The organism is Erythrobacter alti, from assembly GCF_037996805.1.
In the GTDB taxonomy this organism is placed as follows: domain Bacteria; phylum Pseudomonadota; class Alphaproteobacteria; order Sphingomonadales; family Sphingomonadaceae; genus Alteraurantiacibacter; species Alteraurantiacibacter alti.
Genome location: NZ_JBBNAX010000008.1, coordinates 308,825 through 333,662, shown reverse-complemented (window position 1 = coordinate 333,662; position 24,838 = coordinate 308,825). Strand labels below are relative to the sequence as shown.

Annotated in this window: 27 protein-coding genes and 1 tRNA gene; 12 read left to right on the top strand and 16 right to left on the bottom strand. The window is 60.8% G+C overall.

Annotated features, from left to right (window positions below; all coding sequences use genetic code 11):
- From AAC850_RS11400 to AAC850_RS11390, 3 genes are read left to right on the top strand one after another with little or no spacing between them, the layout of a single operon-like run.
- Positions 1-588, top strand: a complete 588-nt coding sequence (locus AAC850_RS11400; protein ID WP_340588866.1) for a nuclear transport factor 2 family protein — start codon at positions 1-3, stop codon at positions 586-588.
- Positions 585-2,510, top strand: coding sequence for an ATP-binding protein (locus AAC850_RS11395; RefSeq protein WP_340588865.1), 1,926 nt, complete (start codon positions 585-587; stop codon positions 2,508-2,510). The genes AAC850_RS11400 and AAC850_RS11395 overlap by 4 nt, the downstream gene beginning before the upstream one ends.
- Complete coding sequence (locus AAC850_RS11390) at positions 2,507-3,412, top strand: aldo/keto reductase (protein WP_340588864.1); 906 nt, start codon at positions 2,507-2,509, stop codon at positions 3,410-3,412. Before AAC850_RS11395 ends, AAC850_RS11390 begins: the two co-directional genes overlap by 4 nt.
- 7 nt (positions 3,413-3,419) lie before the next feature.
- Here the strand turns inward: AAC850_RS11390 and AAC850_RS11385 are convergent, their stop codons facing one another.
- Complete coding sequence (locus AAC850_RS11385) at positions 3,420-4,754, bottom strand: multidrug effflux MFS transporter (protein ID WP_340588863.1); 1,335 nt, start codon at positions 4,752-4,754, stop codon at positions 3,420-3,422.
- A gap of 37 nt (positions 4,755-4,791) precedes the next feature.
- Here AAC850_RS11385 and dinB point away from each other — a divergent pair, with 37 nt between their 5' ends.
- Complete coding sequence (dinB, locus tag AAC850_RS11380) at positions 4,792-5,931, top strand: DNA polymerase IV (protein ID WP_422723197.1); 1,140 nt, start codon at positions 4,792-4,794, stop codon at positions 5,929-5,931.
- Here dinB and AAC850_RS11375 read toward each other — a convergent pair.
- The 6 genes from AAC850_RS11375 to AAC850_RS11350 all read right to left on the bottom strand — a co-directional run bounded on the left by AAC850_RS11375 (position 5,913) and on the right by AAC850_RS11350 (position 9,311).
- Positions 5,913-6,392 carry an NUDIX hydrolase gene (locus AAC850_RS11375; RefSeq protein WP_340588862.1) on the bottom strand — a complete coding sequence of 160 codons (480 nt, stop codon included), beginning with the start codon at positions 6,390-6,392 and terminating at the stop codon, positions 5,913-5,915. The two genes, dinB and AAC850_RS11375, sit on opposite strands and share 19 nt — an antisense overlap.
- A 4-nt stretch (positions 6,393-6,396) precedes the next feature.
- Positions 6,397-7,026 carry a 6-phosphogluconolactonase gene (locus tag AAC850_RS11370; RefSeq protein ID WP_340588861.1) on the bottom strand — a complete coding sequence of 210 codons (630 nt, stop codon included), beginning with the start codon at positions 7,024-7,026 and terminating at the stop codon, positions 6,397-6,399.
- 81 nt (positions 7,027-7,107) lie between these two features.
- Positions 7,108-7,569: a Dps family protein gene (locus AAC850_RS11365; RefSeq protein WP_340588860.1), complete on the bottom strand. Its 462-nt coding sequence runs from the start codon at positions 7,567-7,569 to the stop codon at positions 7,108-7,110.
- A 118-nt stretch (positions 7,570-7,687) separates the two neighbouring features.
- Entirely contained in the window at positions 7,688-8,230 is a 543-nt protein-coding gene (locus tag AAC850_RS11360; RefSeq protein WP_340588859.1) for a hypothetical protein, read from the bottom strand.
- A gap of 102 nt (positions 8,231-8,332) precedes the next feature.
- Positions 8,333-8,406, bottom strand: a tRNA-Gly gene (locus AAC850_RS11355).
- A gap of 95 nt (positions 8,407-8,501) precedes the next feature.
- Positions 8,502-9,311 carry an SDR family NAD(P)-dependent oxidoreductase gene (locus tag AAC850_RS11350; RefSeq protein WP_340588858.1) on the bottom strand — a complete coding sequence of 270 codons (810 nt, stop codon included), beginning with the start codon at positions 9,309-9,311 and terminating at the stop codon, positions 8,502-8,504.
- Positions 9,312-9,426: 115 nt separating this feature from the next.
- Here AAC850_RS11350 and AAC850_RS11345 point away from each other — a divergent pair, with 115 nt between their 5' ends.
- On the top strand, positions 9,427-10,338 hold the full coding sequence (locus AAC850_RS11345) for a LysR family transcriptional regulator (protein ID WP_340588857.1): 912 nt from the start codon (positions 9,427-9,429) through the stop codon (positions 10,336-10,338).
- Here AAC850_RS11345 and AAC850_RS11340 read toward each other — a convergent pair whose 3' ends face one another.
- From AAC850_RS11340 to AAC850_RS11330, 3 genes are all read right to left on the bottom strand, one after another.
- Positions 10,339-11,331 carry a zinc-dependent alcohol dehydrogenase family protein gene (locus AAC850_RS11340; RefSeq protein WP_340588856.1) on the bottom strand — a complete coding sequence of 331 codons (993 nt, stop codon included), beginning with the start codon at positions 11,329-11,331 and terminating at the stop codon, positions 10,339-10,341. It abuts the gene before it with no gap.
- 177 nt (positions 11,332-11,508) lie between these two features.
- A complete protein-coding gene (locus tag AAC850_RS11335; RefSeq protein ID WP_340588855.1) occupies positions 11,509-11,694 on the bottom strand; it encodes a DUF3008 family protein in 186 nt (61 codons plus the stop codon).
- A 23-nt stretch (positions 11,695-11,717) separates the two neighbouring features.
- Positions 11,718-12,587, bottom strand: a complete 870-nt coding sequence (locus tag AAC850_RS11330) for an SDR family oxidoreductase (RefSeq protein ID WP_340588854.1) — start codon at positions 12,585-12,587, stop codon at positions 11,718-11,720.
- A gap of 207 nt (positions 12,588-12,794) precedes the next feature.
- Here AAC850_RS11330 and AAC850_RS11325 point away from each other — a divergent pair, with 207 nt between their 5' ends.
- The 4 genes from AAC850_RS11325 to AAC850_RS11310 all read left to right on the top strand — a co-directional run bounded on the left by AAC850_RS11325 (position 12,795) and on the right by AAC850_RS11310 (position 15,763).
- On the top strand, positions 12,795-13,100 hold the full coding sequence (locus AAC850_RS11325) for an I78 family peptidase inhibitor (RefSeq protein ID WP_340588853.1): 306 nt from the start codon (positions 12,795-12,797) through the stop codon (positions 13,098-13,100).
- Positions 13,101-13,125: 25 nt separating this feature from the next.
- Entirely contained in the window at positions 13,126-13,488 is a 363-nt protein-coding gene (locus tag AAC850_RS11320) for a hypothetical protein (protein ID WP_340588852.1), read from the top strand.
- Positions 13,489-13,571: 83 nt separating this feature from the next.
- Positions 13,572-14,717: an acyl-CoA dehydrogenase family protein gene (locus tag AAC850_RS11315; RefSeq protein ID WP_340588851.1), complete on the top strand. Its 1,146-nt coding sequence runs from the start codon at positions 13,572-13,574 to the stop codon at positions 14,715-14,717.
- Positions 14,714-15,763, top strand: a complete 1,050-nt coding sequence (locus AAC850_RS11310; RefSeq protein WP_340588850.1) for an enoyl-CoA hydratase/isomerase family protein — start codon at positions 14,714-14,716, stop codon at positions 15,761-15,763. Before AAC850_RS11315 ends, AAC850_RS11310 begins: the two co-directional genes overlap by 4 nt.
- A gap of 3 nt (positions 15,764-15,766) precedes the next feature.
- On the opposite strand, the gene AAC850_RS11305 is transcribed toward AAC850_RS11310, so the two are convergent.
- From AAC850_RS11305 to AAC850_RS11295, 3 genes are read right to left on the bottom strand one after another with little or no spacing between them, the layout of a single operon-like run.
- The gene (locus tag AAC850_RS11305) at positions 15,767-16,561 is read right to left on the bottom strand and encodes a fructosamine kinase family protein (RefSeq protein ID WP_340588849.1); all 795 of its coding nucleotides are present in this window, start codon (positions 16,559-16,561) and stop codon (positions 15,767-15,769) included.
- Positions 16,558-17,022, bottom strand: a complete 465-nt coding sequence (locus AAC850_RS11300; protein WP_340588961.1) for a low molecular weight protein-tyrosine-phosphatase — start codon at positions 17,020-17,022, stop codon at positions 16,558-16,560. The genes AAC850_RS11305 and AAC850_RS11300 overlap by 4 nt, the downstream gene beginning before the upstream one ends.
- A complete protein-coding gene (locus AAC850_RS11295) occupies positions 17,022-18,332 on the bottom strand; it encodes an alkaline phosphatase PhoX (RefSeq protein ID WP_340588848.1) in 1,311 nt (436 codons plus the stop codon). Before AAC850_RS11295 ends, AAC850_RS11300 begins: the two co-directional genes overlap by 1 nt.
- Before the next feature lie 279 nt (positions 18,333-18,611).
- Here AAC850_RS11295 and AAC850_RS11290 point away from each other — a divergent pair, with 279 nt between their 5' ends.
- Positions 18,612-19,532 carry a M14 family metallopeptidase gene (locus AAC850_RS11290; protein ID WP_340588847.1) on the top strand — a complete coding sequence of 307 codons (921 nt, stop codon included), beginning with the start codon at positions 18,612-18,614 and terminating at the stop codon, positions 19,530-19,532.
- 137 nt (positions 19,533-19,669) lie between these two features.
- Here the strand turns inward: AAC850_RS11290 and AAC850_RS13990 are convergent, their stop codons facing one another.
- Together AAC850_RS13990 and AAC850_RS11285 are read right to left on the bottom strand one after the other, a co-directional pair.
- Positions 19,670-19,867: a helix-turn-helix domain-containing protein gene (locus tag AAC850_RS13990; RefSeq protein WP_422723196.1), complete on the bottom strand. Its 198-nt coding sequence runs from the start codon at positions 19,865-19,867 to the stop codon at positions 19,670-19,672.
- 84 nt (positions 19,868-19,951) lie between these two features.
- On the bottom strand, positions 19,952-20,548 hold the full coding sequence (locus tag AAC850_RS11285) for a hypothetical protein (protein ID WP_340588846.1): 597 nt from the start codon (positions 20,546-20,548) through the stop codon (positions 19,952-19,954).
- A 522-nt stretch (positions 20,549-21,070) separates the two neighbouring features.
- Here AAC850_RS11285 and AAC850_RS11280 point away from each other — a divergent pair.
- Both AAC850_RS11280 and AAC850_RS11275 read left to right on the top strand, forming a co-directional pair.
- On the top strand, positions 21,071-22,273 hold the full coding sequence (locus AAC850_RS11280; RefSeq protein WP_340588845.1) for an aromatic ring-hydroxylating oxygenase subunit alpha: 1,203 nt from the start codon (positions 21,071-21,073) through the stop codon (positions 22,271-22,273).
- A complete protein-coding gene (locus AAC850_RS11275; protein ID WP_340588844.1) occupies positions 22,270-23,175 on the top strand; it encodes an SDR family oxidoreductase in 906 nt (301 codons plus the stop codon). The genes AAC850_RS11280 and AAC850_RS11275 overlap by 4 nt, the downstream gene beginning before the upstream one ends.
- Here AAC850_RS11275 and AAC850_RS11270 read toward each other — a convergent pair whose 3' ends face one another.
- Positions 23,176-24,822, bottom strand: a complete 1,647-nt coding sequence (locus AAC850_RS11270) for a class I adenylate-forming enzyme family protein (protein WP_340588843.1) — start codon at positions 24,820-24,822, stop codon at positions 23,176-23,178. It abuts the gene before it with no gap.
- Positions 24,823-24,838: the final 16 nt, after the last annotated feature.

Genomic DNA, 24,838 nt, shown 5'->3' with positions numbered 1-24,838 from the left:
ATGATTGCTGCTGTGAAACTTGTTCTCGCCAGTGCTGCTGCAAGCCTGCTGCCCACCGTCGCCATCGCGCAGGACGAGGCCGGGCGCGCGATGCCCTGGGATGTGCCTGGGCATGTTGCCGCGCCGGAAAACGGGCCAGAAGTCGCAGAATTGCCGGATGTTGCAGACGATTTCGCTAGTTCCGAAGCGGAAGTCGCCCTTGTGGTTTCCGGCTTCATGGACGGCCTCGCTGCCAAGGACGCAGTCGCCATGTCGGCGCTTGCACTGGACACGGCCTACCTCGCCTTCGTCCGCCCCGGCGAGCAGGGTGATGCCGCGCGCACCATGCCGCTCGCAAATGCGATCATCGCGCTGGCCGAGACAGTGCCCGAAATCTCCGAACCGATCCGCGAAACGGTCGTCATGGTCGATGGCCCCGTCGCGATGGTCTGGGCGCCGTATGATTTCTATGTCGATGGCGAGCACAGCCATTGCGGCGTGAACATCTTCTCGCTGCTGCGCCGTGACGATAACTGGCGCATCGCCAGCGTCGTCTATTCCTATCTGCCCGAAAATTGCCCACAAGACACGGGCGAGGACACTCAATGATTACCAAGCTTCTGATTGCCAATCGCGGCGAGATTGCCTGCCGCATTATCCGCACCGCGCGCGACATGGGCGTGGCGACGGTTGCGGTCTATTCTGATGCCGATGCCAAGGCGCTACATGTGCGTCAGGCTGACGAGGCGGTGCATATCGGCCCCTCGCCCGCTGCCGAAAGCTATCTTGTCGGCGAAAAGATCATCGCCGCGGCCAAGGAAACGGGCGCCGAGGCGATCCATCCGGGCTACGGCTTCCTGTCCGAAAATGCGGGCTTCGCGCAGGCGGTGATCGATGCCGGGCTGATCTGGGTCGGCCCCAAGCCCGCGAGCATCGAGGCGATGGGGCTTAAGGATGCCGCGAAGGAGCGCATGATCGCCGCAGGCGTGCCAGTGACGCCGGGCTATCTGGGAGAGGATCAGTCGGTCGAGCGGCTCAGGAAAGAAGCTGACGCGATCGGCTATCCGGTGCTGATCAAGGCGGTCGCGGGCGGCGGCGGCAAGGGTATGCGCAAGGTCGAGCGGGCCGAAGATTTCGAGGCCGATCTGCAAAGCTGCAAGCGCGAAGCCAGCGCCAGCTTCTCCAACGATGAAGTGTTGCTGGAAAAGTGGATCACCTCGCCGCGCCATATCGAGGTGCAGGTGTTTGGCGACAGCCATGGCAATGTCGTCCATCTGTTCGAACGCGATTGCTCGCTCCAGCGCCGTCACCAGAAGGTGATCGAGGAGGCTCCTGCCCCCGGCATGGACGAGGCCACCCGCGAGGAAATCTGCGCCGCTGCCGTGCGCGCCGCCAAGGCGGTCGATTACGAGGGCGCGGGCACAATCGAATTCATCGCCGACGCCAGCGAAGGCCTGCGCGCCGACCGCATTTTCTTCATGGAAATGAACACCCGCCTTCAGGTCGAACATCCGGTGACAGAAGAAATCACCGGCGTCGATCTGGTGGAGTGGCAGCTGCGCGTCGCGAGTGGCGAGCCGATCCCGCTGAAGCAGGAGGAACTATCGATCAACGGTCATGCCATCGAAGCGCGGCTTTATGCGGAGGACCCGGCGAAGGGGTTTTTGCCCAGTATTGGCAAGCTTGAACGGCTTGAATTCGGGCAGGCTTATCGCATCGACACCGGGGTTGAGCAGGGCGCTGAAGTCTCGCCGTTTTACGACCCCATGATTGCCAAAGTCATTTCTCACGGGTTTGATCGCGAAGAGGCGATTGATGGGCTTATCCACACACTCGACCAGCTGGAAGTATGGCCGATCCGCACCAATGCGGCTTTCTTGCGCAATTCTGCAGATCATGCCGATTTTCGCGCTGCCAAGCTCGACACCGGTTTTATCGCCCGTTTCGAAGACGATCTCATCCCTGATGAGGCAGCGACCGACGTGGAATGGGATGCGGCCGCAGGTTATGCGCTCGCCGACCAGCCCGAAGACGCGGCTTACCTTCCGGCGGGCTTCCGCCTGAATGCACCAAAAGTGATGCGAGCAACCCTGGTGAACGCCGATCAGACCCGCACTATCTCACCGGACGGGAAGGCATACGCCGTTCATTCGGAATTCGGTGAAGCGATGATGCTCTCGGGAGACGGTGATGAGGCTCAGGCCTTTACCGCGATGATCGACGACGAGAGAATAGTATTGTTTTCACGTGGCCGCGCGACGCCGTTCGGACGGACCGCGCGCGACACGAGTGCGGCCCACGCCCACGACGGCGATATCCTCGCTCCCATGCCGGGCAAGGTCATTGCGGTCGATGTGGCCGAGGGTGACAGCGTCACTGCTGGCCAGCGACTGATGGTGCTCGAAGCGATGAAGATGGAACACGCGCTCACCGCGCCGTTCGATGGCACCGTCACCGAACTCACCGCAAGCGAAGGCGCGCAAGTGCAGGTCGAGGCCTTGCTCGCCCGGGTTGAAGCGCCCGAGGAATGAGCGCGCTGCCCTTGCCGCCCGCTCGCCGCAGCCTTGGCGGATCGGGCATCACCACCAGCCCGCTTGCATGGGGCATGTGGCGCAGCGAAGGTTCTGCCGGCGAGGTAGCGCGACTGCTCCACGCCGCAATGGATGCCGGGATCGACCTGATCGACACTGCCGACATCTACGGCTGGAACGGGACAAGCGGCTTCGGCGATGTCGAGGCGCTTCTGGGCGAAGTACTCCGCGCCGACCCGCCCTTACGAAAGCGAATCACGCTTGTGACCAAGGGCGGGATCACCCTGCCCACACCATACGACCAGTCGCGTGCCTATATGGATGCGGCGCTGGAAGCCTCGCTCACCCGGCTCAGGGTCGAGACTATCGATCTCTATCTGATCCATCGACCGGACGTTCTCACCCACCCGCAGGAACTGGCGCACTTTCTCGATGACGCCGTGGCGAGCGGGAAAGTGCGCGCCATCGGCGTGTCCAATTTCACCACCCACCAGATCGAGACGCTGGCAGACCTGCTCGATACCCCGCTCAACGTCACCCAGCCCGAGATCAGCCCGCTGCGCATAGAGGCCATCGACAACGGCGAGATGGACCAGGCCATGCGGCTGGGCCTCACACCCATGGCGTGGAGCCCGCTTGGCGGTGGCCGCCTGATGCGCCCCGAGAGCGAGCGTGACCGCGCCGTTGGCCGCGCTCTGGGCGAAGTGGCAGAGGCGCATGGCGTCGACCGTGCTGTGGCAGCCTATGGCTGGCTGATGGCGCATCCCGCCGGCATCATTCCAATCATCGGATCGCAGAATCCCGAGCGGATCGGCGAGGCGGCACAGGCGCTGACGATGCGATGGACCCGCGAGCAATGGTACACAGTTTTCGCAGCAGCACGCGGCGCGCCGCTGCCCTAGGCTCTCGTCAGCCGCGCATCACGTCATGCACGGCCAGATAGCGCCGCGCTTCGCCCGGGCGGCGGAACAGCTTGCCCCGCTCGCTGAACAGCACCAGCAGCAGCGCAAGGATGCTGCATGCGAGCAATGACAGCGCCAGCGGCATGGCGGTGCCGTCATAGGCCTGCCCGATCAATATACCCATGACCGCACCAAGCGTCATACGCACAAAACTTTGCACCGAACTCGCCGCACCGGCGGTATCGGCAAACGGCTGCATCGCAATCGAGCCGAAGTTGGACCCGGTGAAGCCGAGCAGGCACAGATTGCCCGCCATAAGCGGCACGAACAGCCACAGGTTGTCTGGCGCGAGCAAAGCCACCCCGACCTGCGCGAGCGAGAACACGAGGAACAGCACCAGCGCTGTGTGGCTCACCCGCCGTGCGCCGAACTTCTCGACAATGCGCGAATTTGTGAAGCTGGAAAAGAACAGCGTGCTGGCGGTGAGACCGAAGATCAGCGGGAAATCATCGCCCGCGCCGTAATGCTCGCCGATCAATTGCTGTGCGGAATTGATGTAGCCGAAGATGGCGCCAAAGGTCAGCCCTGCGGCGATTACATAGCCGATAGCCACCCGGGTGCGGAACGTCAGCGGCAGGTTGCGCATTACCGATAGCGCGTCGATCGGCTGGCGGTCTTCGGTCGCCAGCGTTTCGGGCAAGCGCCTGAAGGCCCAGGCAAAAACGGTGCCCGACATCACTGCCAGCAGGACGAAAATATACTCCCACGGGGCAAAACTCAGCACCAATTGTCCCACGGTTGGTGCCACCACGGGCACGATCATGAACACCAGGAATATCAGCGACAGCAACCGCGCCATCCGGTCGCCTTCGAACCGGTCGCGGATGATTGCTGCTGGCAGCACGATCAGTCCGGCTGTCAGGAATCCTTGCGCGAAGCGCAGCACCAGCAGCACGTCGAATGTGGGCGCGAAAGCGCACGCCAGTCCGAACAGGGCGTAAAGGCCGAGGCTGGTGAACAATACCGGCCTGCGCCCGAAGCGGTCGGCCAGCGATCCGGGCAACAGCGCCCCCAGACCGCTCGCCAGCAGGTATACGCCCACCACCAGCTGGCGCTGGTTCGGATCGGTCACGCGGTAGGCCTGCGCAATTTCATCCAGCGCAGGCAGCATGGCATCGATGGCAAGCGCGTTGAGGCTCATCAGCGCCGCCATCAGCACCACAAATTCGCGCATGCCGACGGAGCGCCCGTCTGCATTGGCGGATCGGATATTCGTGTCGATGGCTTGGTGCATCCGCGTCCCTTGCCTGTTTGATCCGCCCGATGGAAGGGCTTTCGTCACTGTTGGAAGCCACACCTCCTGTTGCTAGATGTGTTGCATGGCCGATGGCACCAACAGCGCGATGGATGATGACGGCGCACCCGATGACGATTCCGAGCACGGCCTGCGCAAGATCATTCACGTCGATATGGACGCCTTCTTCGCGAGCGTTGAACAGCGCGACAATCCCGACCTGCGCGGCAAGCCCGTGGCGGTGGGCGGATCGTCCGGGCGCGGCGTGGTTGCAGCGGCCAGCTACGAAGCGCGCAAATTCGGCGTGCGCAGCGCCATGCCCAGCGTAACTGCCAAGCGCAAATGTCCCGATTTGATCTTCTGCAAAAGCCGATTTGACGTCTACCGCGAGGTCAGCGAACAGATCCGCGCGATCTTCCACCACCACACGCCGCATGTCGAACCGCTCAGCCTTGATGAGGCGTTCCTCGACGTGACCGAGGACATCCACGGTATCGGCTCGGCCACCGCCATCGCGCAGGTCATCCGCAAGCAGATCAGGGAGGAAACGCAGCTGACGGCGAGCGCGGGTGTCTCCTATAACAAGTTCCTCGCCAAGCTGGCGAGCGACCAGAACAAGCCCGATGGACTTTGCGTCATCCGCCCCGGCGAAGGTGCGGCTTTCGTGCAATCGCTCCCCATCCGCCGCTTCCACGGCATCGGCCCCAAGGGCGCAGAGAAAATGGCGAAGCTGGGAATCGAAACCGGCGCAGACCTGGCCGCAATGGATGCGGCTTGGCTACGCGCGAATTTCGGGAGCTTTGGCGAGTATTTGTTCCGCGCAGCCCGAGGTATCGACTTGCGCCCCGTGCGCGCCAACCGCATCCGCAAGTCCATCGGCGGAGAGCGCACCTTCAGCGAGGATATCTCGAGCGGCAGCATGTTGCGCGAGACGCTCGATAATATCGTCGACATCGTGTGGGAACGGATCGCGGCCAAGGATGCCAAGGGCCGCACGGTCACTCTGAAGGTCAAGTTCAACGATTTCCAGCTGATGACCCGCGCCCGCTCGCTCGACCGCGCGGTTACGGACAAGGCCGAGTTCTCTGCCATCGCGCACGAAATCCTCGCCGGCGAACTGCCGCTCGCCATGCCGATCCGCCTGATGGGGCTGACGCTGAGCAATCTGGAAGGCGACAAGACGGAAGAACCGCGCCGTGACGACGGTCAGCTTTCGCTGCTGTAGAAGCCCAATGTCTTGAGACGCTTGAAAGTTACGCGGGTGCAGGAGATCGTCGTCAACTCCTCCGCTGCGAACCAGCGCGCTTCGAGCAGCTCGCGCCCATCGATGCGCGGTTCGCCGGTCGTGGTCGCAGTGTAGACATGCGCCCTGTGCGGCGCGCCTGACAAGTTTTCGTCGAAGACCTGAAGCACCCGCAGTTCGGCCAGTTCGCAGCCCAGTTCCTCGCGCATTTCGCGGCGTGCTGCCTCTGCCGGGTCCTCGTTTGCACGCATCCCGCCACCCGGGATCGCCCAGGAACGCGGACCATAGCTGTGTCGCACCAGCAGCAGTCGCCCGTCCGCATCGCGCAGCAGCACCGCCACGCCCGCCACATCGGGCCGCGCCAGCTTCCAGAAGTATTTGCGCAAGCGATAGCCGATCCGCAGCGCCAGCCGGTGCAACGGCGCCGGAATCAGCTTGAGCATGATATCAGGTGAAGCATGTCACCTTCTGGCCGCCCTTTGCGGCAGCGCCGAGTAGGCGCGCGATAGGCAGGTCATGTCCACCGCGCGCTGCGGCATCGAAGACCGCGCGCTTGTCCTCACCGCGGATTACGAACATCAGCCGGTCCGTATCAAGCAAGGCAGGCATGGTCAGCGTAATGCGGTCGAACGGCGCTTCGGGCGGTAGCGGATCGGGTGTCAGGCGACGCAATTGCGCCGGATCGTCTACCTTGGGATCGGTATTGGGAAAGAGCGAGGCAATATGCCCGTCCGCTCCCATTCCCAGCCACACCAGCGCGAAATGCGGGACCTGCTCCATCACGGTCAGCGAGACGACGGTCGCACCTGCAGGTTCCAGCAGCGCACGGATCTTGCCGGTGTTGCTGGCCGCGTGATCTTCGGGGACGATGCGGTCATCGCCCGGCCACACGGTAATGCGCGACCAGGCGAGATCGCTTTGTGCCAAGGCTTCAAAAATCGGAAAAGGTGTCGATCCGCCCGGCACGCTGATCGCGATTGGCGCATCGGTCTGCGCCAGGCAGTCGCCCAGATAATCCTCGAGAAATGAAGCGATCTGCGCAGTCGAAGCGTTCTCTATGATGTCGATATTGGCCATGGCCCATCCCCTAAACGCAAAACCGCCGCAGGGCGACCCGAAGGTGCCCTACGGCGGCGAAAAAAGTGGTGTGTGGCGCGGTCAGTTAAGCGTCGAGCTGAGGAACCAGACCCGTTCTTCGGCCATGTCGGTCCAGTCGTCGATCAGACCGTCGGTAGCGTTGTCGCCCGCCTCCTCGGCGTGGGTCTTGAGCTCTTTCAAGCTGTCAACCAGCTTCTTGTTATCGTCACGGAGTTCCTCGATCATCTTGTCGGGTGTCAGCGATGTATCGTCCTGGTCGGCAATCTGTGTCGCTTTCGCAACCGAGCCGATCGAGGTCAGCGTCATCGCACCGTTCTTGCGCACGCGCTCTCCGATGGCGTCGATCTGGCCCTGGATTTCGATGGCCTGTTCGTCAAACAGCAGATGCAGGTCGCGAAAGCGCGGCCCCTGCACATGCCAGTGAAAGTTCTTGGTCTTGAAATAGAGCGCGAGATGATCCGCGAGCAGGCCGTTGAGCCCGTCGATCAACGCTGTTTTCGAATTGTCGCCTGTGCTGGCCATGATTTTTGTCCTTCGCAATCTCATTCGGTTCCCCCACTTAACGCGTGCATGGGTGGAGAGTTTCGCGAAACTAATCAGACGTTATAATCGGATAAGTCGATCAGTCGACGGTCGGAGATCAGGTGAATACGATTAGTGCAGCACCCGCCAGCAGCAATGTGGCGATGATCCAGCGAAGCGAACGACGCGGCAATTTGTCCCAGTCGGGTCCGGCCAGCACCGCCGCTCCCAACACGCCCGCCACTGCCAGCGCACCGCCAGCTGCAACGAATACAGGCTCGCCAGTGGCGATGCTCAGCGAGAGGATCAGGAGTCCGCTCGCATCGGCCAGCACGCCTGCGAACAGGACCAGCACGAGCGCACCGAACGACTGGGTGGCCTCTCGCGGAGCCTTGGGCGGTGCGAGGAAAATCACTTCCATCGCGGCAAGCACCAGCGCGGCCGCCACGAACCAGCCTTGCTGGCGATCCAGCAAAAGCGCCGCAAAGGCCTGTGCCAGCCACGCCGCCAGCGCGCAGGCAGCAATGCCCACGCAAGCGACTATGGCAAACATGGCGACTGGGGACGCGCCAGCCGCCACCATCCGCGAAACCCGCACAGCCTCGCGCCCGGCGACCATGGCCAGTGCAATGGCGAGAAAGGCGAGGAAAAATGCGCTCATGGCCCGCTATCTGTTGCAGGAGATCGTACCGCCCTCAAGTAGCGAAGCGGTAGGGCGAAAGGAACGCCCTCAAGTAGCGGAGCGGTAGGGCGTATCAAATCCTGGAGCGGGTGAAGGGAATCGAACCCTCGTCGTCAGCTTGGGAAGCTGCTGCTCTACCATTGAGCTACACCCGCATGTTCAGGCACTTATCCGTTCAGCAAGGGCAATTCACAGATTGCGATCTACCACTGCGTGAGGCGATGCTCTCTGAAACCTTCCGGCAAGCGGGTCAACGGCTTTCCTGGGCAAGAAACTCCTCAATCGCCTGGACCAGCGCCTTGTTCTTGGCCGGGTCCAGCGCATCGGGGTGCGGCTGGGAGAAGGCCTTGCGATCATTGTCGTAATAGCGGCCGGAGGCATCGGCAAATTCGTCGCCAAGCGCCGCGCGCGCCAGGATGTCGGCGCCGATCGACAAGTCATGCCCTACTTGCCCGTAAGCTTCCCTGACCATCTTGCTGCCAAGGAATGACGCGGGGTTCACGGCGATGACCGCAGGTCCGGCGTTCCCCAATTGCCCGGCGATCTGGAACGACCACATGGTGAGTGCAAGCTTGCTTTGCGCATAGGCATCGCCGTCCGAGAATGGGCGCTTGGCAAGGAAATCGCCGAACTGGACGGGTGCCTGTGCAGCTGAAGACAAATTCACCACGCGCGCTGCGCCGTGCAAGATCGGCAATAGCAGCTTCGTCAGCAGGTAGGGCGCAATCGTGTTCACGACGAAACGTGCGTCATAGCCGTCATGCGTCAGGGGCTGCGACATCTTGAATACGCCTGCGTTGTTGATCAGCACATCAAGCGAGCCGAAATCGGCCTTGATCGCATCGGCCAGGGCTTCGACTTCGGAAAGCACGGACAAGTCCGCGCGGTAGGTTCTGGCTTCGCCTGCGCCGGGTACAGCCGAAATTGCTTCGGCAGTCGCAGCAAGCTTGTCCGCATTTCTCCCATGGAGCAGCAGCGTGTGTCCGTCTGCCGCAAGCAGTTTGGCGGTTTCGAAGCCGATGCCGTCTGTGGCGCCGGTGATGGCAATCGTCTTGGTCATAACATGTAACTCGGTGCTGGAGAGGCAGTGCTTCGCCGGGATTGATGTATTGCCTTCAATAGCGCTATTAAACCGCATGAAAACTGATTTAGAATATGGAAAACGGATATAATTGATGGACCTCGAAAGCCTCCAGCTGTTTGTTCGTGCGGCTGAGAAGCTGAACATCAGCGCAGCAGGGCGCGATCTCGGTTTGGCTCCTGCGGTCGCCAGCGCACGGCTCGCCAAGCTTGAACGCGAAGTGGGTGCCGAACTGCTTCACCGAACCACACGCAAGGTGTCGGTCTCGATCGAAGGCGAGGAATTTCTGCCATTCGCTCGTGAAATCCTGGCGCAGCGTGACGCGGGGATGGCGGCTCTCGGCAAGGGGCGCCCGCAAGCGTCCGGCACCATACGTTTCGCTGCTCCAAGCAGTTTTGCCCAGCTTTACATCGCCCCTATCCTGCCTGAATTCCTCGAGCGGCAACCCGAGATCGACTTGGACCTGCGCCTGTCTGATGCGCAGTTCGACTTGCTTGATGGCAGTTTCGATCTCGCCCTGCGCTATGGCACGCTCGAAGACAGCAGCCTGAAGGCGCGCAAGCTCGCTGATACCACCGACGTGCTGTGCGCAGCACCCGAATATCTGGCACGGTCCGGATCGCCGGAGAGGCCGGCAGACCTGGCCGACCACAGCCTTATCGCCTTCCGGCAATTGGAAAGTCAGGTCGAACTCGAACGCGATGGAACGCGCGAGATCATCACGATGCAAGGAGACGGCACCAGGATCATTCTTGATGACGGCGCAAGCCAGCGGCTCGCCACGAAGGCGGGGCTGGGTATTTCGCTCAACGCACGTTGGAACGTGGACCGTGAACTGCGTGACGGCAGCCTCGTCACCGTGCTGCCTGATTGGAAAGTCGCAGGCGACCGGGCGCTGTGGCTGGTCTATCCGAAATCAAATGTGCTGACCGCCAAGGTGCGGGTGCTGATCGATTTCCTGGTCGAGAAGATCGGTCGCGACGCACCCTGGCAGTCGAGCAAATAATCAGGTGATTTCGATCACGACCTTTCCGGTCGCTTTGCCACTGGTAAGCCGGTCATGGGCGTCGCCCGCCTGCTGCAGGGAAAATCGCTGTTCATCCAGCAGTGGTGTGACCTTACCGGCATCGACCAACTTGGCAATTTCGCCAAGGATGAAGCCATGCTCGGCGCGATTGAAATCATGCAGCATCGGGATCAGCATGAAGACGACGTGGATTGACAGGCCTTTGAAATGGGCTGGAGTGAGGTCGAGTTCGAGCATCGATACGGTAGTAGCGACCTGCCCGTTCAGCGCGGCGGCCTCGAATGACTTGCTCAGATTGGCACCGCCCACCGAATCGTAGACAACATCAAACCCTGCGCCATCCGTGTGTTGCTCGACGTAATCGGCGACCTGCTCGGACATGAAGTCGATTGCAGTCGCGCCATAGCCCCTGACGATTTCGAGGTCCTTGTCGCCGGTGCATGTCGCATAGACGTCTGCCCCGAAGGCCTGGGCCATCTGGAGCGCCAGGTGACCGACACCGCCGGTACCACCATGGACCAGGACCCGCTGCCCTTCGCCCACACCAGCCCGGGTCAATCCTTCATAGGCGGTAATCCCGACCAACGGGATGGCGGCAGCTTCGCGCATCGACAATGATTTCGGCTTGTGCGCTATCAGACGCGCGTCAGCCTCGATGTGCTCTGCAAGCGCACCGGGAAGGTCAGCAAGGCCACCGGCGCAGCCATAGACCTCGTCTCCAACCGCGAAGCCTTCGACATCTTCACCGACTTCTTCGACGGACCCGGCAAAATCCATGCCGAGAAGCGCAGGCAGCCCTGGCGAAAGCGGGGCAAGATCTGCACCCATCGAGCGGATCATCGTGTCGACCGTGTTCACGCTGGTCGCTGCAACGCGCACAATGACATGGCCTGCCTTTGCCGAGGGTTTGGGGAGATCGGCTTCGACGAATGGCGCGTCTGCGCCGTATTGATTGAGGATCATCGCTTTCATGAGGCATTCCTGAAGATTGGTTCCGGCCCTCAATCTTAATGTTGCCTTTTGCGATATAAATCCTCCCAGATCCGAAACAGAATTCGGATAACGCGTATAATCGCCAGAGCGGATCGGACCTTGCCCCTCCGATAGTCGACTCTCCCCGAACGCAGATCGGCCGCCCCAGAGGGGACGTCAGTCGCCCTTGTGCTCGGGCTTGCCCTTGTGCTTGGTGCTGGCAAGCTCCTCGAGCTCGCCCTCGCTCATCGACTCGTACATCTCCTTCGATGCACCCTTGAGCTCGCTCTTCTTCGTATCGCCGCGCTTGGCCGAAAGTGCGGCGCCTGCGGCTTTCTGCTGGGATTTCGATTTGGCTGGCATGACCTTTCTCCTTGTTGCGAAATTTATCCGCCCACGATGATTCCGCCGTTGGGGTGCAGCACCTGCCCCGACATGTAACTTGAATCCTCGCAGGCAAGGAACAGGAAGGCAGGCGCGACCTCGTTGGGCTGGCCGGGTCTTCCCATGGGGGTGTTCTTTCCGAAATCGTCCATGTCCTCGGGCGGTTGCCCGCCACATGGATTGAGCGGCGTCCAGATCGGTCCTGGCGCGACGGCGTTCACGCGAATGCCATCGCCGACAAGGTTTTCGGATAGCGACCGCGTGAACGCAGTGATGGCGCCCTTTGTTGCCGAATAGTCGAGAAGATTGTCCGATCCCTTGTACATCGTCACGCTGGTGCAATTGATGATCGCACTGCCTTTCGCGAGATGGGGCCGTGCTGCCTGGACGAGGAAGAACATCGAGAAGATGTTGGTCTGGAAAGTGCGAAGCAGTTGTTCTTGCGTAATGTCTTCGATCTCTTCGTCGGGGTGTTGCTCACCCGCATTGTTGACCACGATATCGAGCCTGCCGAACGCGTCGATCGTGCGTGCAACCACCTCGTCAGCAAAGTCCTGCAAGCCCAGATCGCCCTGAAGACATATCGCCTTCCTGCCTTCTTCCTCCACGATGGACTTGGTCCTTTCCGCGTCCTGCGTTTCCTCATCCGCGAGATAGACAATCGCGATATCCGCGCCTTCACGGGCGAACAGCGCAGCAACCGAGCGACCAATTCCGCTGTCGCCTCCGGTGACGATGGCGACCTTGCCTTTCAGCCTGTCCGAGCCGCAATAACGCGGCTGCCAATCTGGCTTCTCTTCCAAATCCGCTTCGGCCCCGGGCATCCGCGGCTCCTCGGTGATTTCCGGTTGGAATGTTGCAGTATCGTTCATCGCGGGTCCTCGCTTCTTCAGTTAGAGCGAAGGGCGGCAAATATGGTTTCCTGACGCGAAACCGAGACGTGCCAAAATTGCGATAAACTGCTGATAAGGCGGTTTGAAGTGAAGGAAATCGAGGGATAATTGCCCCGACCGATAAGTGCGCGCCTGCTGGCGCGCTGCAACGCCTCGCGCTATCATGTCGGCGAAAAGGAGAATTCGATGCGTATTATCCTGCCAGCTCTCGTCTCTGTGGCCACGTTGGCGGGATGCGCCGCCGCTCCGCCGCCCGAACTGGGTGATCGACCTGTCCGTGAGCCTGCCGAAAATTGCGATGCATCGGACGCTCAGCACTTCGTCGGGCGCACCGCTACTTCCCAAAACGGGGCCGCGCTGCTCGATGCTACAGGTGCGGCTGTCTTGCGCTGGGCGCCGCCGCGCACTGCGCTGACGATGGACTACCGCATGGACCGGCTAACGGTCAGCTATGATGACGATTTGGTAATCACGCGCGTTGTATGCGGTTAACGCAGGTTTTCGGGAGGAAATTGCCATGCCTCGCAATGTATTTCTATTTGCCGCCGCCTTGCCGGCCCTGATGCTGGCGGGTTGCGGAGATGATCTGGAAAGCCGGGGTGCGGCAGCCGAGAAGGCCATTGCCGACCGCGCGGCGGCAGCGCGCGATGCGGACGCGCAGGATGACGTGGTCGAGGACGATGTGGTTGCAACACCGCGGGCCGAAGCCGAGCGCCCAGCTCGCGCCCGTAGACCTGCCGCGGACGATGATGACGGTCCGACCGTCGTAGATGCCTCCCCCGAAGAGCTGATGGATACGGCGCAAGGCTTTTCGCCCGACCCGCTGGACGATGCATCGGGGATCGATCCGGCACCGCTGCGTCCCGAACCTATCACCTAGGCGGAATCTGTTGTCCTGAGCGCGCTACTATAGTTGCACCTGCACGCGCTTCCTGACATGGGAGCGCGCAGGAGAAGGACCCGATGACCGGACAATTTCAGCTTAATGAAGACCAGCTTGCCATTCAGGAAATGGCGCAGCGTTTTACCGCCGACAACATCACCCCGCATGCCGCGGAGTGGGACGAGAAGCACCATTTCCCGCGTGACGTGATCAAGAGCACGGCAGAGCTTGGCTTTGGCGCGATCTATGTCTCGGAAGAAAGCGGCGGGATCGGGCTTGGACGGCTCGAATCAGCGCTGATCATGGAAGCCATGGCCTATGGCTGCCCGGCGACAAGTGCCTTCATCTCGATCCACAATATGTCCGCCTGGATGATCGACACCTTTGGCGGGGACGAGGTGAAGGCGAAGTATCTCGACGACCTCATCACCATGGAAAAGCTCGCCAGCTATTGCCTGACCGAACCGGGCAGCGGTTCCGACGCCGCGGCGCTCAAGACCAGCGCGAAGCTCGATGGCGATCACTATGTGGTCAACGGCACCAAACAGTTCATTTCGGGCGGCGGCGTAAACGATGTCTATGTCACCATGGTCCGCACCGGCGAGCACAAGACACGCGGCATCTCCTGCCTCGTGATCGACAAGGACACCCCCGGCGTCAGCTTCGGCGCGCCCGAGAAAAAGCTCGGCTGGAACGCCAGCCCGACCGCGCAGGTGATCTTCGAGGACGCGCGCGTCCCGGCCGAGAACCGCGTGGGCGCAGAGGGCGACGGCTTTCGCTTTGCCATGGCCGGTCTCGATGGCGGACGGCTCAATATCGGTGCCTGCTCGCTTGGCGGCGCGCAACGCTGTCTTGACGAAGCGGTCGCCTATTCGAAGGATCGCCAGCAATTCGGCACGCCGATTGCCGATTTCCAGAACACGCAGTTCATGCTCGCCGACATGGCGACCGAGCTGGAGGCGGCACGCGCGCTGCTCTATCTCGCGGCTGCCAAGGTGACTGACAATGCGCCCGACAAGACGCGCTTTTCGGCCATGGCCAAGCGGCTGGCGACCGACAGCGGATCGAACGTGGTCAACAACGCGCTGCAGATCTTCGGCGGCTATGGCTATTTGAGAGACTATCCGATCGAACGCTTCTGGCGCGATCTGCGGGTGCATTCGATCCTCGAAGGCACCAATCAGGTGATGCGGATGATCGTGGGACGGGACATGCTGCGCCAATGACAGATGAAGTGAACATCCACCGCCACGGCAAGGTCGGCCATATCTCGCTGGCACGTCCCAAGGCGCTCCACGCGCTGACGCTGGGCATGTGCGAAGCCATGTCCGCAGCATTGCTCGAATGGCGCGACGATGGCGATATCGAAGCCGTGATCCTCGACCATGCCGAAGGGCGCGGGTTCTGTGCCGGCGGGGATGTGACTATGGTCCGCAATTCCGCGCTCGAGGACGATGGCGCAGCGGGCCGCGCCTTCTTCTACGCCGAATACCGCCTCAACCATCTGATGTTCACCTACCCCAAGCCGATCGTTGCCTTCATGGACGGCGTGACGATGGGCGGCGGTGTCGGTATTTCGCAGCCCTGCGACTTCCGCGTCGCGACCGAGAACACGATGTTCGCCATGCCCGAAGGCTCGATCGGCCTGTTCCCCGATGTTGGCGCGGGCTGGTACCTGCCGCGCCTGCCCGGAGCGGTGGGCAAGTTCCTCGCCCTCACCGCAGCACGGCTCGACGGAGCGGAATGCCTGTGGGCGGGCCTTGCCACGCATCATCTTCCGTCGGACAGCCTGGCCGCAGCCAAGGCGCGGATTATTGCCGGCGAAGAGGCTGGGACGGTACTGGCCGATCTGGGCAACAGCCATCCCGAAGCGCGCATTGCTGGCAATGCCGAGAAGATCGACCTTCTGTTCGGTCCGGACACGCTCGAAGGCATCATCGCTGCACTCGAAGCTGATGACAGCGAATGGGCGGCCAAGGAATTGAAGGCGGTCCGATCGAAGTGCCCAACCACAGGCAAGGTCGCGCTGCGGCAATTTGCTGCCGACCAGCCCGATTTCGCCGCCAACATGGCGATGGAATATCGCATTGCCTCGCGCATTATGCTGCGGCACGACTTCATCGAGGGCGTGCGCGCCGTGCTGATCGACAAGGACGGTGCACCGCAATGGGATCCGGCTTCTCCGGAAGGCGTGACCGAGGCCATGCTCGACGATATCTTCGCACCCATGCCAGAGGGCGAGGAATGGACGCCCTTCCCCGACCTGTCCTGACCTCTAGGCGCCCAGCACCTCCAGCGCATTGGTGACTGCACCGCGATAGGAATTACCGAACAGGCGCAGGTGGACGAGCAGCGGCCACAGTCGGTAGATCGGCAGCCGTTCGCGCCATCCCGCTTCAAGCTCCAGCGCATCGAAGAATGCGTCCGGCGGGTGGTCGAACAGGGTCAGCATGGCGACATCGATTTCGCGGTGGCCGAAATAGCACGCCGGATCGATCAGTGCGGCCAGTTTGCCCTCGTGAAACAGCATATTGCCACCCCACAAATCGCCATGCAGCAGCGAGATCGTCGGGTATTTCGGGAGCAGGTCGCCCAGCCGACCCGCTAATGTATCGAGCCGCCGCGCAATGCTGCTGTCGATATGCGTGCCGTGACACGCAAGGCGGTTCTGCGCCCAGAATTGGGGCCAATCGTCATGGCGGGTGTTGTCGATCGGAACCGGCCCGAAGGCATAGTCGCTGTCCCAGCCATATGCGCCATCCTGCGGCGCGTGGAGCTTGTGCAAGCCAGCGGCAAGGCATTGCCAATCCTTCGCCTCGTCGGCCTCGATATACTCCATCAGCAAGAGGCCTTCGCTGACATGATGAACCTCCGGCGCGGGCGCGCCAGTCCGGGCGATTGCCACCAGCATCGCGCCTTCGCGCTCCGCCAGCGGGCCATCCTTGGCGACCAGCCGCCGTCCATCGTCCAGTTCAACCAGGGTTGACCCGCCGAGATCGCCGCCCGCCAGCTTCCGGCCTCCCGTCACCGCGCTGCCCGTTATGGCGGCGATGCGGCCTGCCCAGTTCAAGCGGTGAACCGCCGTGCCAGCGCTGCGGCGGCGTCGCTGACGTCCCGCCAGGTCACTTCGAACCCGTCGTCGGCCCCGTAATAGGGATCGGCAACCGCCTGCCCTTCGCGCCCCGGCACCATATCGAGCAGCAAGCCGAATTCTGCCGTCGCATGTGCAGGCGCAAGGCGGCGAAGATCGGACAGGTTCTGGGCATCGAGAGCAAAGATATGGGTGAATCGGATGAAGTCTTCTGTCTCTACCTGCCGGGCGCGGAGCCCCGATATGTCGACGCCCTTGTCCCGCGCGGTAGCAATAGCGCGGCTGTCGGGCGGGTTGCCGACATGCCAAGCGCCGGTGCCCGCACTGTCAATTTCCAGCTCCAGCCCCGCCTCGCGCGCAGCCACACGCATCGCGCCTTCCGCCATGGGCGAGCGGCATATATTGCCGAGGCACACGAACAGGAGTGACGGACGGGTAATCACGCCGAAGGCCACGGCCCGGTGATCGCCAGTGTCATCGTGGGCGAATACATGTTCACGAACATGGTCCGTCCATCGGGCGAGAAACAGGCTCCGGCAGGCTCTGTCTGCAGGCGAATTCGCGCGAACGGGTAGGCCTCTCCCGCAGGCGTGATCCCGCGCAGGTGATTGTCGACCACCGCGCCATATTGGTCTTCGCACACTATCAGGTCTCCGAATGGCGTGACCAGAATATTGTCACCAAAGCTGTATTCGGATGCTGCCGGGCTTTCGTAGAACAGGTCGATCGCGTCCGGGCCGTCAGCATTGGGTCGCAGACGGAAGATCTGCCCTTCGCGCGCCGCGCCGCCGCTGGTGGCGGTGAAGAACATCTCGCCCTCGCCCATCCACAAGCCCTCGCCGCGCGCGAACAAAGCCGCACCCATCGCGGCACCGCGCGTCCGAAGATCGTCCTCCGGCGCTTCGACATCATCGAGCGAAACCCATGTTCCCGCGTATGGCTGTCCCACCGCCATGGCCGGGCGATCATGGTTCCGCGTATCGGCAACGCCGTCGATTACGAGCGCCTGCAAGGTTCCGCCCCGCGCCAAATCGCCGCGCACGGCAGGAATGAAGCGGTAAAAAATGGAATCCCCGCGATCCTCGGTCATGTAGACGATGCCGGTAGCAGGATCGACGCAGGCGGCTTCGTGATTGAAGCGGCCCATAGCCCGCAAAGGCATCGGATCGACAGGGCTGCCGCTGTCGGCAGGGACTTCGAAAACGTAACCGTGATCCTTGTTGATCCGGCCGTCCGCACGCGACGTGTTCTCTTCACACGATAGCCAGCTGTTCCACGGCGTAATCCCGCCCGCACAATTGCGGATCGTGCCCGAAAGGCTGCGATACTCGCGCTCGACTTCCAGCGTGGCGGCATCGAGCACGATGGAGGTGGTCCCGCCCGGCAAGGGGATCAGGCTGCGAGCCACGGTGTCATATGCTGGGCCCGCAGCGCCACCACTGTCACCGCCGGGCGAAATCTCGTGATTGCGGACCAGCGAGATCTTGCCATTGCCAAGGTCGAAACAGCCCATGCCATCGGCCTGGTCCGGAACCGTCCCGCCATCGCTCATCGTATCGCCGAGACGCGAGATCACACGGTACGAAAAGCCCGGCGGCAGGTCGAGCACGCCTTCAGGATCGGGCTGCAAGACACCAAACCTAGTTGCGGCACCGCTCCCGAGCGTCCCGGAAGTCGTGCAACCGGCGGCCAGCAAGCCGCCAAATGCAGTACCGGTAAGGGCGAAGAACTTGCGGCGGTCGGTGTGCATGAATTGGCCTCTAGGTTGCGAATCTGGCGGGTTGATTGGCCTATAGCGCAATTCGCCCCGCGCGCATCATGCAGACCGCCGACGATTGCCTCTCTCTCTGGTCGATTAATTCAGAACGAGCTCACACCTCCGGAAAGCAGACCTGCGGCTTTCCTTGGCAAGCCCGTTTCGAGTAATGAGCGGCTGTAATTTGTCTGGCCTAGACAATAAGGCTGATCCCTCCGGGTGCCGGTGTCTCGGTATCTGGAACATCACGAAACCCTTGGCCGCGAGAGAGAAATGACCAGCACACCATCGTATCCGATCGGAATCACGGGCGAGCCGTGGGGAGAGAAAGAGTATAGCCAGTGGTTAGGCAGCCAGTCTCCACAGCGGCGCTATCAGGAAGATGTCGTGCCGCGCATCACAGCGCTCGCTGACCGGTTTGAAATCCTTACCTATGGTCAGCTCGATTACGCGGGGGAGGCCTATACCCTCTATGCCGTGCGCAATGGCACCCCCGACCCAAGCCTTCCGTCGGCTCTCGTGACAGGCGGCGTCCACGGCTATGAAACCAGCGGAGTGATGGGAGCACTGCAATTCCTCGAAACCAGTGCTGCGCAATATGCGGGCAAGGTCAACTTGCTGGTAGCCCCCTGCGTGAGCCCGTGGGCATATGAGCGGATCAACCGCTGGAATTACGATGCGATCGATCCGAACCGCAATTTTATTTCGGAGAGCAAGGCGCTCGAGTGTTCGGCGTTAATGGCCCTGGTCGCCGCGCAACCCGGTCCGTTCTTGCTGCACATCGATTTGCACGAGACAACTGACAGCGATGAGAGCGAGTTTCGCCCGGCCCTTGCTGCGCGTGACGGCGAGGATTTTGTCCCGGGCTCGATCCCCGATGGCTTCTACCTCGTCGATGACAGCGAGAATCCGCAATCTGCCTTTCAGGAGGCGATCATTTCAGCGGTCGAACAGGTCACACACATTGCCCCGGCTGACTCAGAGGGGAAAATCATCGGCTCGCCAGTCGTCGCACGCGGAGTGATCCAATACCCCCAAGCCAAATACGCAATGTGCAGTTCGCTAACCGGCGCACGTTTCACGACAACGACCGAAGTCTATCCCGATAGCCCGCGCGCCACACCCCAGATCTGCAACGACGCCCAGGTCGCCGCCGTGTGCGCAGCTCTCGATTTCACACTCGCCCATGCATAAGCTTGGTTCGCTTTGTCGGCGGACCGAGGTTGGCCAAGTGTCGAGCAGCTACATCTTGACGTTCGCCCGGGAGCGCGCCCTCGGCAATAAGCATGGAAGGCCGGCTAGCCGCAGCAAAGCCGCGGATGCAAATTCGCTCAGGAAGTTGTGTTCTGGACCGACGACCAGTCGCGCTCAGCGCGTTCGACGACATCAATATGGTAGCGGACGCGATTGCCTATACGTGTGAAAGAAGGGCCGATCCCCTTGTCGCGCCAACCTTCAAGCGTTCGCGGACTTATCCGCCAACGCTCCGCAACCTCGGATGTAGTGAGATATAGCTGTAGTGGGTTCAATTTAGCCTCCTGAAATTAGAGGCTTCCCATCGATACTAATTCGGTCTGATCTTTGAGGGGGAATTCAGGAAACGATTGGCAGACTTAACGTCCGGGCCGGCGAAAACCCTCAGGGATTTTGGCATCCGCCCAAGCTACTTTGAAACTGTCGTCGCGCACGTCGAAATCTAGCAAGCGATCAGCTAAATTCTGGATTTCGACCTTTGTCACGCCTCTCTTAGGCTCGACCACAGCGCAAACCTGTTCGATGAACCATTTTATTGCGAGGTAACGATCAGCTGCAGAAAATTCAGTAATCTCAACGCTAAGAAAACTGTCAATCCGGTTTTCAGAAGATGCGACGTCTTTGGAGTTTTCGATAAGCTCTAAAGCGATCCTCTCGCGGCTGTAGTGCCGCTTTGGAATTGCTGTCACGGCCCATCGGCCAGAGCCAATTTCGTTCTTGAACTGCTTAAGGAGAAGTCCTTCAAGCTCGCGTCTTCGCAGATACGCCTCACTTGGAGATTCCCATTCCTGATCAGGGAGTCCATCAATTAAGGCGGTCTTGCACTGAGGCTTTGAAGCCTGCGCAACCTGATCGAACTCGTCCCATTCGTTTGGGCTTAGCAATCGCTCACGAATAAACTTCGCTAGCGAATGATTGGGCCGGACTTTAATACTTGGAGGCGCAATCCTGTTCATCGCGCTACTCTACCTGACACTACGCTTGGGGCAAGCAGCTAGCACTAAGATGATAACGACGATTATGCCGATTAGGCTTGCTCCGCTACGCTCGGGAATTGACTGAAAATCAGGTCACCTATTGAGTCGAAGCCAGCAAAATTGGAATCAGCTCTCTCGCGCAAAACTGAAAATTTTGCTGTGAAGCCAAGTCAGTTCTGCATCGCTTGACCGTGAAATATGGGGCAGCATCAAGGGGAGCTCGAACGGTGGTTCGGTAATGGCAAGATCAAATACTTGTTGGGTGACGTCGACAAGCCGCTCAAGCATGTCACCATACTGACGATCCGATCGCCGACATGTCCGCTGTCTCCTGCGGTTTCGAGCGCTGATTCGAACAGCTCACAGGCTTGACCAACGCCTCCAGAGTAGCGAGCTACGAGCCGTTATGCAGCGCATCGATTCAGCACAAATAAAAAACATTCATGATTGTTTTATCTTTCGGTTGCGTTATGGTCGAGCCGATTGATTGGAGAAGGCCGAATGGACGCGGCGCAGTTGAAAAAACGAATGGCGGAGGAGGCGGAGCGCAGGGAGCCACCCGCGGGCTTCCCGCAGCTCCCCCCGATCCCTGCCGGACGCTATGTCGACGATGAATTTCTGCGAATGGAGCGCGAATTCATGTGGAAGCGCGCTTGGCTTTACGCTTGTCATGCGGATCAGATTCCCGAACCTGGCGACTGGATGCTGGTGCGCAACACCGGCTCTCCGATTATAATCCTGCGCGACCTGTCCGGCGAATTCCGCGCCTATTACAACACCTGCCAGCATCGCGGCGCGCCGCTTGTGACCGAAGATTCGGGTAACGGGCGCGGTTTCGTTTGCGGATATCACGGCTGGTCCTACACGCTTGAGGGGAAGCTGGTTGCGGTCCGCGACAAGCGCGACTTTCCTGATCTCGACATGTCCTGCCATTCGCTAAGATCGGTACGATGCGAAACCATCGGCAAGTTGATATTCGTGAACGAAGACCCCGCTGCCGAGCCGCTCATCGATCATATCGGATCAATGGCGTCCGAATTCGAGCAGTTCGAATTCGAACGGCTCGATTTCGTCGAAAGCCGTACGTACGAAGTCGAGTGCAACGTCAAGGTGCTGCTCGACGCCTTCCTCGAAGTGTATCACCTCAAATCGATCCACCAGAATTCGGTCGATCGGTTTCTCGATTACAGGGGCATGACCGCCACGCTCTGGCCAAAGGGCCATTCGCGCATGATTACGCCCAACCGCAGGCCGGATTGGCAGGATCCTGGCACCATCGGCATGCCCAAACTGCCCAACGTCACGGAAATTCCGCGCGACAACAATGTCAGTTACCTGATCTATCCGAATTTCGTGATGCCCCCGTCCGACAGCGGTATACCATTGCTGCATTTCTGGCCCACTGGCCCAGATACCTGCCGCGTGGTCTCGACCTGGATCGCTCCCGAACACGACCGTGACAACCCGCATCCCAAGTGGGAGGAACGCACCGCCAATTGGGAGCGCATCCTGTACGAAGATCTCCAGTTTGCGCCGCAGATCCAGGAATCACTGCAGTCTCCGGGCTTTGTGGGGATGCCCCTTAACTACCAGGAGCGACGCATCTATCACTGGCACGAGGAACTGGATCGGCGGATCGGTGCCAACCGCATCCCGGAAGGACTGGCAGTGAAACCTGTTCTACAAGATTGGGTTGAAGCGTGAGAAACGAAGATCCCGCTCCCCAGGCCACGATCGACCGGCCGCAATTCGGCTTCACCGATCAGGAACTGGCGTCGATGGACACAGTTTACCGCGATGGACTGCTCGACGGGCGAGTCATTGTTGTGAGCGGCGGCGGCTCGGGCATCGGCAAGGGCATCGCATTTCTTTGCAACCGGCTGGGTGCCGATGTGGTGATTTGCGGACGCACCGAGGACAAACTGGTTGCGGCCTGCGATGCCATGGAGAAAGCTTCCGGACGGCGGCCAATGCATGTGCCCATGTCGATCCGTGATCCGGATGGTGTTGATGGCCTGTACGATGCAGTGTTCGACAGGTTCGGCAAGGTCGATCATGTAATTAACAATGCCGGCGGACAATTCCCGCAGGATGCCATCGACTTCAGCCGGAAGGGCTGGCTTTCGGTCATCGATCTCAACCTCAACGGTACGTGGTGGATGATGCAGGCCGCGGCGCAGCGTTGGCGCGAACAGGGCGTGCCGGGAAATATCATCAGCATTGTCGCCAATGTGGAGCGTGGTATGCCGCAGGCTGCGCATACCTGTGCCGCGCGTTCGGGGGTTATCTACCTTTCCAAGACCCTGGCAACCGAGTGGGCACCGTTGAATATCCGCGTGAATTGCATCGCGCCCGGCGTGATAGAGAGCGAGGGGTTCCGCGTTTACCCGCCCGAAGCGCTCGAGCGGTTTCACGATGCCAATCCGATGAAGAAACGTGGCGATGTTTGGGACGTGGCTGAGGGATGCGTCTACCTGATGGCGCCTTCAGGCGATTTCATCACCGGCGAAATGCTGGTGATCGACGGTGGCCAGGCCCAGAATGGCGTGGTTTGGCCCGCCGGTCGGCCCGACTGGTTCGGCGGAACCAAATCAGACCAGACCTGATCAGTCAGCCCGGTCGATTGCGAGTCCTAGTTCTGCAATCAGTTCATCGCGCAAGCGGAATTTCTGGATCTTGGACGTCGACATCGGCCAGCTTTCGACGAAGCGGATTTCGCGCGGCAGTTTGAAATTGGCGATCTGGCCGCGACAGTGCTCGATCAACTCCTGCGGGTCGGCCTGCTTGTCCTTCGCAAGCTCGATGAAGGCAACCGGCACTTCGACATAGCGATCATCGGGAATGCCGACGACCTGCGCCAGCTTCACTGCATCATGGCTCTGCAGGACACCCTCGATCTCTGCCGCTGCCACGTTTTCTCCGCCCACCTTGAGCATATCCTTGGTGCGCCCGTGGAACATGATCGTGCCGGCCTCGTCCAGCGATCCGATATCGCCTGTGTGCAGCCAGCCATTGCGGATGCTTTCAGCCGTCTTTTCGGGATCGTTGTAGTAGCCGTCGAGCATATTCGGGCCACGTGCACAGATTTCGCCGCGTTCCCCGGTGGCACATTCGCGACCGGTTTCGAAATCGACGATCCGCAGTTCCCACTCATCCAGCGGGACTCCGAGGCGCGTTGTCCGGCTTTCCTCGCTCTCATCCAAGGCGCTGGTGCAGATCGTGCCCGCCGCTTCGGTCAGGCCATAGGTTCCGACATGGGTTATAGAGGGCATAGCGTCGATCATCGCGGTCTTGATCCAACCGGGCTGGACCGCGAAATTGCTGTTCATCAGACGCATGGAGGAAAGATCGGTCTGCGCAAACCGATCGTGTGAGATAAGGTCCTGCATGATTGTGACAAATGCGGGATATGCAATTGTAGCACGCTCGCGCTCCAGCATTTCAAGCGCAGCGCCCGCTTCGAAGAACGGGACCGTCAGATATGCGCCGCCTGCATCGATCACCATCATCATCGGCAGGATACCCGCGATGTGGTAGATCGGAAGCGGCGACCAGACCTTGTCGCTGGCTGTCACTTCATAGCGCTTGCCGAGGTTGCGGCTGTTACCCACCATTGCCCGGTTGCTGATCATGCAGCCCTTTGGATTTGAAGTGGTGCCCGACGTGTAGAGAATAAGACCGATATCGTGCGGCTCGACCTTTTCCGCGCAGCCATCGATGACGTCCTGCGGAATATCCGAACCGAGCGCCATCACCCTGCTGCGCGGGAGCAAGGCGGCACCGCAGTCTTCCTCGACACAGATTATTTGCCGCAAGGCGGGCGCTTCAGGAAGATCCAGTGCCAGCGGGTCCTGCGCCGACTCAAGCGAGGGTAGAGCAGTGCGGAGCCGTTCCTCGAAATCGAGCGAGTCCGCAACCCTGCCGGTCGTCACCATCGCCCGTAAGGCGGCGTCCCTCCCCAGATAGGCGAGTTCTCCCGGTTGGTAACGCGCATTTACCGGAACCGCGACCGCGCCCAGCAGCGCGCAACCGAAATATACTTCGAGAAATGTCGGACAGGTCGGCAGAAGGATGCCGACATGGTCCCCACGCTCGACACCCAGCGCCTTGAGTGCGCGGGCCCAGCCGGAGGCTTTATCGTAAAGCTGGCTGTAACTCAGGCGCTCACCGGGAAACACGAGGGCATCGCCATCGGCAGTGGAGGCTGCACGGTCCTTCAGCAGCTTGCCGATCGTGTAGATTTGATCGCTCATCACTCTCTCCAAATGG

Bases quoted from the DNA above. Each gene is read 5' to 3' on its own strand.
- AAC850_RS11400 (WP_340588866.1), top strand. From the start codon at position 1: ATGATTGCTGCTGTGAAACTTGTTCTCGCCAGTGCTGCTGCAAGCCTG.
- AAC850_RS11395 (WP_340588865.1), top strand. From the start codon at position 585: ATGATTACCAAGCTTCTGATTGCCAATCGCGGCGAGATTGCCTGCCGC.
- AAC850_RS11390 (WP_340588864.1), top strand. From the start codon at position 2,507: ATGAGCGCGCTGCCCTTGCCGCCCGCTCGCCGCAGCCTTGGCGGATCG.
- dinB (WP_422723197.1), top strand. From the start codon at position 4,792: ATGGCCGATGGCACCAACAGCGCGATGGATGATGACGGCGCACCCGAT.
- AAC850_RS11375 (WP_340588862.1), bottom strand. From the start codon at position 6,392: ATGCTCAAGCTGATTCCGGCGCCGTTGCACCGGCTGGCGCTGCGGATC.
- AAC850_RS11370 (WP_340588861.1), bottom strand. From the start codon at position 7,026: ATGGCCAATATCGACATCATAGAGAACGCTTCGACTGCGCAGATCGCT.
- AAC850_RS11365 (WP_340588860.1), bottom strand. From the start codon at position 7,569: ATGGCCAGCACAGGCGACAATTCGAAAACAGCGTTGATCGACGGGCTC.
- AAC850_RS11360 (WP_340588859.1), bottom strand. From the start codon at position 8,230: ATGAGCGCATTTTTCCTCGCCTTTCTCGCCATTGCACTGGCCATGGTC.
- AAC850_RS11350 (WP_340588858.1), bottom strand. From the start codon at position 9,311: ATGACCAAGACGATTGCCATCACCGGCGCCACAGACGGCATCGGCTTC.
- AAC850_RS11345 (WP_340588857.1), top strand. From the start codon at position 9,427: ATGGACCTCGAAAGCCTCCAGCTGTTTGTTCGTGCGGCTGAGAAGCTG.
- AAC850_RS11340 (WP_340588856.1), bottom strand. From the start codon at position 11,331: ATGAAAGCGATGATCCTCAATCAATACGGCGCAGACGCGCCATTCGTC.
- AAC850_RS11335 (WP_340588855.1), bottom strand. From the start codon at position 11,694: ATGCCAGCCAAATCGAAATCCCAGCAGAAAGCCGCAGGCGCCGCACTT.
- AAC850_RS11330 (WP_340588854.1), bottom strand. From the start codon at position 12,587: ATGAACGATACTGCAACATTCCAACCGGAAATCACCGAGGAGCCGCGG.
- AAC850_RS11325 (WP_340588853.1), top strand. From the start codon at position 12,795: ATGCGTATTATCCTGCCAGCTCTCGTCTCTGTGGCCACGTTGGCGGGA.
- AAC850_RS11320 (WP_340588852.1), top strand. From the start codon at position 13,126: ATGCCTCGCAATGTATTTCTATTTGCCGCCGCCTTGCCGGCCCTGATG.
- AAC850_RS11315 (WP_340588851.1), top strand. From the start codon at position 13,572: ATGACCGGACAATTTCAGCTTAATGAAGACCAGCTTGCCATTCAGGAA.
- AAC850_RS11310 (WP_340588850.1), top strand. From the start codon at position 14,714: ATGACAGATGAAGTGAACATCCACCGCCACGGCAAGGTCGGCCATATC.
- AAC850_RS11295 (WP_340588848.1), bottom strand. From the start codon at position 18,332: ATGCACACCGACCGCCGCAAGTTCTTCGCCCTTACCGGTACTGCATTT.
- AAC850_RS11290 (WP_340588847.1), top strand. From the start codon at position 18,612: ATGACCAGCACACCATCGTATCCGATCGGAATCACGGGCGAGCCGTGG.
- AAC850_RS11285 (WP_340588846.1), bottom strand. From the start codon at position 20,548: ATGAACAGGATTGCGCCTCCAAGTATTAAAGTCCGGCCCAATCATTCG.
- AAC850_RS11280 (WP_340588845.1), top strand. From the start codon at position 21,071: ATGGACGCGGCGCAGTTGAAAAAACGAATGGCGGAGGAGGCGGAGCGC.
- AAC850_RS11270 (WP_340588843.1), bottom strand. From the start codon at position 24,822: ATGAGCGATCAAATCTACACGATCGGCAAGCTGCTGAAGGACCGTGCA.